Source organism: Nonomuraea turkmeniaca (assembly GCF_005889735.1).
Lineage (GTDB): Bacteria > Actinomycetota > Actinomycetes > Streptosporangiales > Streptosporangiaceae > Nonomuraea > Nonomuraea turkmeniaca.
Genome location: NZ_VCKY01000385.1, coordinates 1 through 6,290, shown reverse-complemented (window position 1 = coordinate 6,290; position 6,290 = coordinate 1). Strand labels below are relative to the sequence as shown.

Here is a 6,290-nt window from a genome sequence, read left to right as displayed (position 1 = left end):
CAGCTGGGCAAGCCGGCGCTCCACCTCGCGGCGGACGGTCAGCTCGAAGCTCACCCGGGCGGCGACCCGGGTCATGGCGTCCACCGCGCGGTCGCTGATCGACAAGGGCTCGCGGATCCCGCCGTACGGGGTGTTCTGCCCCGGTGATCCGGCGGAGGCGGCCCGGCTGGTGGAGCAGGACGGGCTGGTCAGCGCGTCCGGCGAGGGCATCCTGGGCGGTCGCGCCGTCGCGGGTGCGGTGGCCGCGGCCATGGGCGGGGCGTCGGTCCCGGATGTCGTGCTCGCCGCTCTGTCGGTGATCCCCGCGGACTCGTGGACGGCCAGGAACATCGTGCGGGTGCGCGAGGTGCTCGGCGGGTCGCCGCCCACCAGCGGCGATCCCGGCCCGCTCGTGGAGGCGTTGCACGCGGCCGTGGTCGTGAGGCACTACCCGTGGACCGACATCGCGCCCGAAGCCGTGGCGCTCGCGTTGGCGGCCTTCCTGGCCGGTGACGGCGACGTCGAGGCGGCGGTGACGTTCGGGGTGAGCCTGGGCAGGGACGCCGACACGATCGGGGCCATCGCCGGGGCGATCGCGGGAGCACGGCAGGGTGAGGGTGGCGTGCCGGGCCGGTGGGCGGCCAGGATCGAGCCGGTGACGGGCAAGTGCCTGCCCGTCGTGGCCGGAAGACACGTGCTGGACGTCGCCGACGAGCTGGCGGAAGGACTGTAGAAGACGATGTCGGGGGACAGGATCAGAGGAGCCTTCGCCGGGCTGGCCGTCGGTGACGCCGCGGGCTGGCCCGCGGCCAGGCATCGGGCGGCCGTGCACGCCCCTTGGAGCCGCCGCCTGCACAGGGAGCTGGACACGTTCGCGGAAGAGCACGCGGTCACCACGCTGCCGGTGCCGTTCGCGCTCAACCAGCCCACGGCGCCGCTGGCCATCGGCCCGTCCGACGACGCCGAGTGGCTCGTCTGGACGGTGCTCACGATCGACCGGCCGAGGGCGGAGGCCTTCAGAGAGCTCATCGCCGGCGGGGAGCAGGAAGGGCAGCGCGCGGGCCGCAGGCCCGGGATACGCGAGGGCGTCAGGGCGCGGATCTCGGTGGCCACCGCACTGGACAACCTGGCCAGAGGCGTCGAGCCGCCCGCGTCCGGGCACGACAACCCGCACCACTTCGACGACGCCGCCGCCGTCAGGGCCGTCGCGTTCGGGGTCCTGGGGAGGGACCCCACGCCCGACGCCGAGGTGACGAACGCCGCCGACGGGATCCTCGCCGCCCAGGCCATGGCCGCCGCCGTGCGGGAGGCGGTCGCGTCCGGCGCGATCGGGCCGGCCGTGGAGGCGGCGCTGGCCGTGCTGCCGCAGGACACCGCCATCGGGCACAACGCCCGCGTGGCGCTGGCCGCCGCGCGGAAGGCGGGCGACGCGTTCGCCGCGGTGCCCGCCCTGGACGCGGCGCTGCTCGACCACGTCTACAGCTACGGCGTGGGCGCCGCCCAGACCGTGCCCGTGGCGCTGGCGCTCGCCGAGGCGGCGGGCGGTGAGCTCGCGGCGGCCGTGCCGGCGGCGGTGTGCCTGGCCACGCTGGCCGACTCGGCGCCCGCGCTGGCCGGGGCGCTGGCGGGGGCCTGCGGCGGGTACGAGGCGATCCCGGAGGGGTGGACCGCCTCGGCCCGTACGCTGGCCGGTTGTTGCCTGCCCGATCTGGCGGGCAAGGATCTGATCGGACTGACGAGTCATTTCACGGAGGGAATCGCATGACGCCGCTTGAGGACAGGGCGACCGGCTGCGTGGCGGGGGCGGCGGTCGGTGACGCGCTGGGCGGCGCCACCGAGGGCTGGACCCCTGAACAGATCGTCGAGCGGTACGACGGCCGCGTCGAAGGCATCGTCCCGCCGTTCAACGAGGACTGGCGCAACGCCCGCCCCATCGCGCCTTACCACAAGGGCGACGGCCACATCACCGACGACACGTTGATGACGCACGCCCTGATCCGCGTGTACGAGAAGGCCGGCGGCCACCTCGACGCGTATGCGATGGCCGACCACCTCGTACCCGAGCTGATGGGCGAGCGCCGCTGGATCCCCGAGCTGGAGAGCGACGCGCTGCCGCTGCAGCGGATCTTCCTGGCCGAGAAGTGGATCGTGGCCAGGCTGCACTACGGGCACGTGGACCCGCGCGAGGCCGGTGTCGGCAACATCGTGAACTGCGGTGCGGCCATGTACGTGGCCCCCGTCGGCATCGTCAACGCCGCCGACCCCGACGCCGCCTACGCCGAGGCCGTCGATCTGACCGGCGCCCACCAGTCCAGCTACGGCCGCGAGGCCGCCGGCGTCATGGCCGCCGCCGTCGCCGAGGCCATGCGGCCGGGCGCCACCGCCGACTCCGTGGTCGCCGCCTGCCTGCGGCTGGCCAAGGACGGCACCAGGGCCGCCATCGAGTCGGTCTGCGAGGCAGCGGCCGGGCTCGGGCACTGGGCCGGCTCCTTCGAGGCGCTGCGGGCCGCCGTCCGGCCGTACGACACGGTCGCCGACACCTACCGCGACCAGGGTCTGGGAGCGCGGCGGCCGAGCCGGCTGCACAGCATCGAAGAGCTGCCGCTGGCGCTCGGCTTCCTGGTGATCGCCAAGGGCGACTATCGCGACACCGTGCTCGGCGGCGTCAACTACGGGCGCGACGCCGACTCGATCGCCTCCATGGGCGGGGCCATCGCGGGCGCGCTGGGCGGGCTGAGCTCCGTCCCGGCGGAGTGGGTGGAGCGGGTCGGAGCGGCCAGCCGTACGGACCTGGTGGCCCCGGGGCAGGCGATCGCGGAGGTGGCCCGCCGGGTGCACGCTGACGACCTGGTACGCCGCCGCGCCCACGAGGCCGCCTTCGCCGATCTCGACCGCCGATGATCCGCCTCACCTGGGTCCAGCCCGAGGACCTGATCGGGCACGAGCTCCGCCAGGCCGCCGAGGACGGCCGGGACCCGGCGCGCGTCCGGGAGATCGCCGACCGGTGGCACGCGGCGGGCGGCCACGACGCCCCGCCCCGGGCCGGTGCGTCCGGCCCGGAGTCGGCCCGGCTCCGTGGAACGGCCCAAGACCTGCTGGACGAGCTGGCCGGGATCCCGTCACCGCTGAACGAGCCGTCGGACCTGCCCGCCATCGTCGCCGCCTGCCCGGCATGGCCGGCCCACCCGCCCGCCACCGCCGGTGCGGGCCCGGCCGGACCGCCCGGCGCGGTCGTGGACCCGGCGCGGGTGCTCGGCGGATGGCTGGGGCGGGCGGCCGGGTGCGTGCTCGGCAAGCCCGTCGAGAAGATCCCGCGCGAAGGCATCAGGCAGATCGCCGAAGCCACCGGCAACTGGCCCATCCGCGGCTGGTTCACCGCGAAGGGCCTGCCCGGCGACATAGCGCGCCGCTGGCCCTGGAACCGCCGCAGCGCCGTCAACTCCCTGGCCGAGAACATCGACGGCATCCCCGAGGACGACGACCTCAACTACCCGCTGCTGGCCCTGTCCGTCCTTGAGCGCCACGGCCGCGCCTTCACCACCGGCGACGTGGCCACGCTGTGGCTGGACGAGCTGCCGGCCGGCCGTACGTTCACCGCCGAACGCGTCGCGTACCGCAACCTCCTGGACGGCGTCGAGCCCCCGCACACGGCCGCACACCGCAACCCGTTCCGGGAGTGGATCGGCGCCCTGATCAGGGCGGACGTCTACGGATGGGTCAACCCGGGCGACCCGGCCACGGCCGCCGGGCACGCCTGGCGCGACGCCCGCCTCACGCACACCGCGAACGGGATCTACGGCGCGATGTTCGCGGCCGCGATGTGCGCCGCATCGCTGGTCGCCACGTCGCCGGAGGAGGTCGTGCGGGCGGGCCTGTCCGTCGTGCCCGCGGGCTCACGCCTGCACGAGGCGGTACGGCTGGCCGCCGAGGACGCCGCGACCGAGAAGGACTTCGAACGCGTCGTCGACCGCCTGTACGAGCGCCACGGCACGCTGCACTGGGTCCACACGATCAACAACGCCGCCCTCATCGCCGCCGCCGTCATCCACGGCCGGAGCGACTTCACCGCCACGATCGCCGGAGCGGTCGCGGGCGGCTGGGACACCGACTCGGCCGCCGCCACGGCGGGGGCCGTCGCGGGCGCGCTCAACGGCGGCGTGCCGGACCAGTGGCGGATGCGCGACAGCCTGGCCAGCAGTCTGACCGGGTTCGACGGGGTGAGCCTCGGGGAGCTGGCCCGGCGTACACAGGAGATGATGCAGTCATGATCTCGGTTTTCGGCAGCGCCAACATGGACCTCGTCGCGTACGTCTCCGAAGCCCCCGGGAGGGGTGAGACGGTCACCGGCCACCGGTTCCGGACCATCCCCGGCGGCAAGGGGGCCAACCAGGCCATCGCCGCCGCGCGGGCGGGCGTGCGGGTGGCGTTCCTCGGGGCGGTCGGCGACGACGGCTTCGGGGCGGAGCTGCGGGACACGCTGTCGGAGGCCGGGGTGGACGTACGCGGCCTGCGCCAGGTGCCCGGGCCCAGCGGCATCGCGCACATCGTGGTGGACGACGCCGGCGGCAACTCGATCATCGTCGTGCCCGGCGCGAACGGCACCGTCGCCGGCCCCTCGGGCGACGACCTGGCGACGATCGCCGCGTCGGAGGCGCTGCTGCTGCAGCTGGAGCTGCCCATGGCAGCCGTGGTGGCGGCGGCGGAGGCGGGCTCGGTCGCCGGCGTGCCCGTCGTCCTGACGCCGGCGCCCGCCCAGCCGCTGCCGGACGAACTGCTGGACGCCGTCACCCTGATCGTCCCGAACGAGCACGAGGCCGCCGCCATCACCGGCGCCACCGCCCCCGAAGCCGCCCTGGACGCGCTGCTCGAGCGGGTCGAGGAGGCCGTGATCACCTTGGGCTCGGAGGGCGCCCTGTACGGGTCCCGATCGGGGGAGCGGGTACGCGTGCCGGCGGTCGAGGTGAAGGCGGTGGACACGACGGCGGCCGGGGACACGTTCGTGGGCGCCCTGGCCGTGGCCCGTGCCGAACGGCTGCCCATGGCGGACGCCCTCCGCTTCGCCTCCACGGCGGCGGCGCTGTCCGTGCAGCGCGAGGGCGCCAGCACGTCGATGCCCACGCGCTGGGAGATCGAGGACTTCCTCACCTGACCGCGCCCCGGCGTCAGGACCGTTCGTAACGCAGCAGCACCGTCCGCCCGTCGAACGTCCGCGAGTCCACCAGCCGCAGATCGAGCCGGTCCTTCTGCGGCGGGAACACGGGCTTGCCGCCACCGAGCACCACCGGGTGCACCATGACGTGGTACTCGTCGATCAGCCCCAGCTCGGTGAGGGCGGCCGCCAGCTGAGAGCCGCCGTTCAGCAGCAGGTCCTGGTCCGCCTGGCGCTTCAGCTCCGCGACCTCCTCGGAGAGGTTGCCGGAAATGATCCGGGTGTTCCAGCCCGCCTCCTTCAGGGTCGAGGAGAAGACGACCTTCGGGGTGCGGCGCCAGATGGGCGCGAACTTGAGGTCGTGCGGGTGGTCCGACATGGACTCGGCGTCCGGCCAGAAGCTCGACATCATGTCCCACACGACGCGGCCGTACAGGAAGGTGCCGACCCGCGCCTGGATCTCGTCCCCGTACGCCGACAGCTCCGGCCCCATCTCCGGCCAGTCGAACTCGCCGTTCGGGCCCTCGATGCAGCCGTCGACGGAGGTGTGGACCCAGTAAATGAGCTTGCCCATGATGTGCTCCTTCGTTTTTCGTCGTTCTCGTGACCGGGTCGGAGCCGCATCCGGGTTCTCTACATCTCGGCGAAGAAATTTCCTGATCAGTTCTCGTGCGCCTGGCGGAGAGGGGCCGGGCCGGTGGTGTGCACCCCGGCCAGCAGGCCGGGCAGGTGCCAGGCGGGCTCCTTCGGCCACGGATCCGGCGGGGTGAACCTGAACGGCAGGATCCGGTCGCGGGGGTCGGCCAGGATGACGCGGGCTGTGGGGCGGTGCGTGATCACCTTCGGACCATGCGAGCCGGTTCATGAGGAGTTGGTGGGGGCAGGTGGTGGCTCATGAAGGAGAACCCCGAAGAACTGCCGGAAGCCGTGGGCGGCGTGGAGGGGGAGAGCGACGTCGTCGCGGAGCGGTCCGGCGCCGAAACCCCGAGGGCCCGCCGCCCCATACCGGCCGACCCGCCGGACTTACTGGACCCACCCGATCGGCACGGAGTGGGCCGTCGACGTGGATCTCACGAGCACAGGACGGGCCTTGCCTGCCGGCCGATCAGCGGGTGGGCAACCGGGCCGGCTTACGTGAGCCGGCTGTCGGCCCGATCGGCGA

The 6,290-nt window shown here is 74.0% G+C and carries 8 protein-coding genes; 6 read left to right on the top strand and 2 right to left on the bottom strand.

Annotated elements, in window-relative coordinates; genetic code table 11:
- The 5 genes from ETD86_RS51820 to rbsK form a co-directional block, all read left to right on the top strand.
- The coding region (locus ETD86_RS51820) for an ADP-ribosylglycohydrolase family protein (protein ID WP_138673972.1) at positions 1-712 on the top strand (712 nt) is incomplete at its 5' end.
- 6 nt (positions 713-718) lie between these two features.
- On the top strand, positions 719-1,744 hold the full coding sequence (locus ETD86_RS51815) for an ADP-ribosylglycohydrolase family protein (RefSeq protein WP_138673971.1): 1,026 nt from the start codon (positions 719-721) through the stop codon (positions 1,742-1,744).
- Positions 1,741-2,880 (top strand): ADP-ribosylglycohydrolase family protein, encoded by a 1,140-nt coding sequence (locus ETD86_RS51810; RefSeq protein WP_138673970.1) that lies wholly within the window; start codon positions 1,741-1,743, stop codon positions 2,878-2,880. The genes ETD86_RS51815 and ETD86_RS51810 overlap by 4 nt, the downstream gene beginning before the upstream one ends.
- Positions 2,877-4,247 carry an ADP-ribosylglycohydrolase family protein gene (locus ETD86_RS51805; RefSeq protein WP_138673969.1) on the top strand — a complete coding sequence of 457 codons (1,371 nt, stop codon included), beginning with the start codon at positions 2,877-2,879 and terminating at the stop codon, positions 4,245-4,247. Before ETD86_RS51810 ends, ETD86_RS51805 begins: the two co-directional genes overlap by 4 nt.
- Complete coding sequence (gene rbsK, locus ETD86_RS51800) at positions 4,244-5,128, top strand: ribokinase (protein WP_138673968.1); 885 nt, start codon at positions 4,244-4,246, stop codon at positions 5,126-5,128. Before ETD86_RS51805 ends, rbsK begins: the two co-directional genes overlap by 4 nt.
- A 13-nt stretch (positions 5,129-5,141) precedes the next feature.
- Here the strand turns inward: rbsK and ETD86_RS51795 are convergent, their stop codons facing one another.
- Both ETD86_RS51795 and ETD86_RS51790 read right to left on the bottom strand, forming a co-directional pair.
- On the bottom strand, positions 5,142-5,702 hold the full coding sequence (locus ETD86_RS51795) for a dihydrofolate reductase family protein (RefSeq protein ID WP_138673967.1): 561 nt from the start codon (positions 5,700-5,702) through the stop codon (positions 5,142-5,144).
- 86 nt (positions 5,703-5,788) lie between these two features.
- Positions 5,789-5,968, bottom strand: a complete 180-nt coding sequence (locus tag ETD86_RS51790; RefSeq protein WP_138673966.1) for an NUDIX hydrolase — start codon at positions 5,966-5,968, stop codon at positions 5,789-5,791.
- A gap of 54 nt (positions 5,969-6,022) precedes the next feature.
- Here ETD86_RS51790 and ETD86_RS57705 point away from each other — a divergent pair.
- On the top strand, positions 6,023-6,290 hold a 268-nt coding region (locus tag ETD86_RS57705), incomplete at its 3' end, for a hypothetical protein (RefSeq protein WP_211370874.1).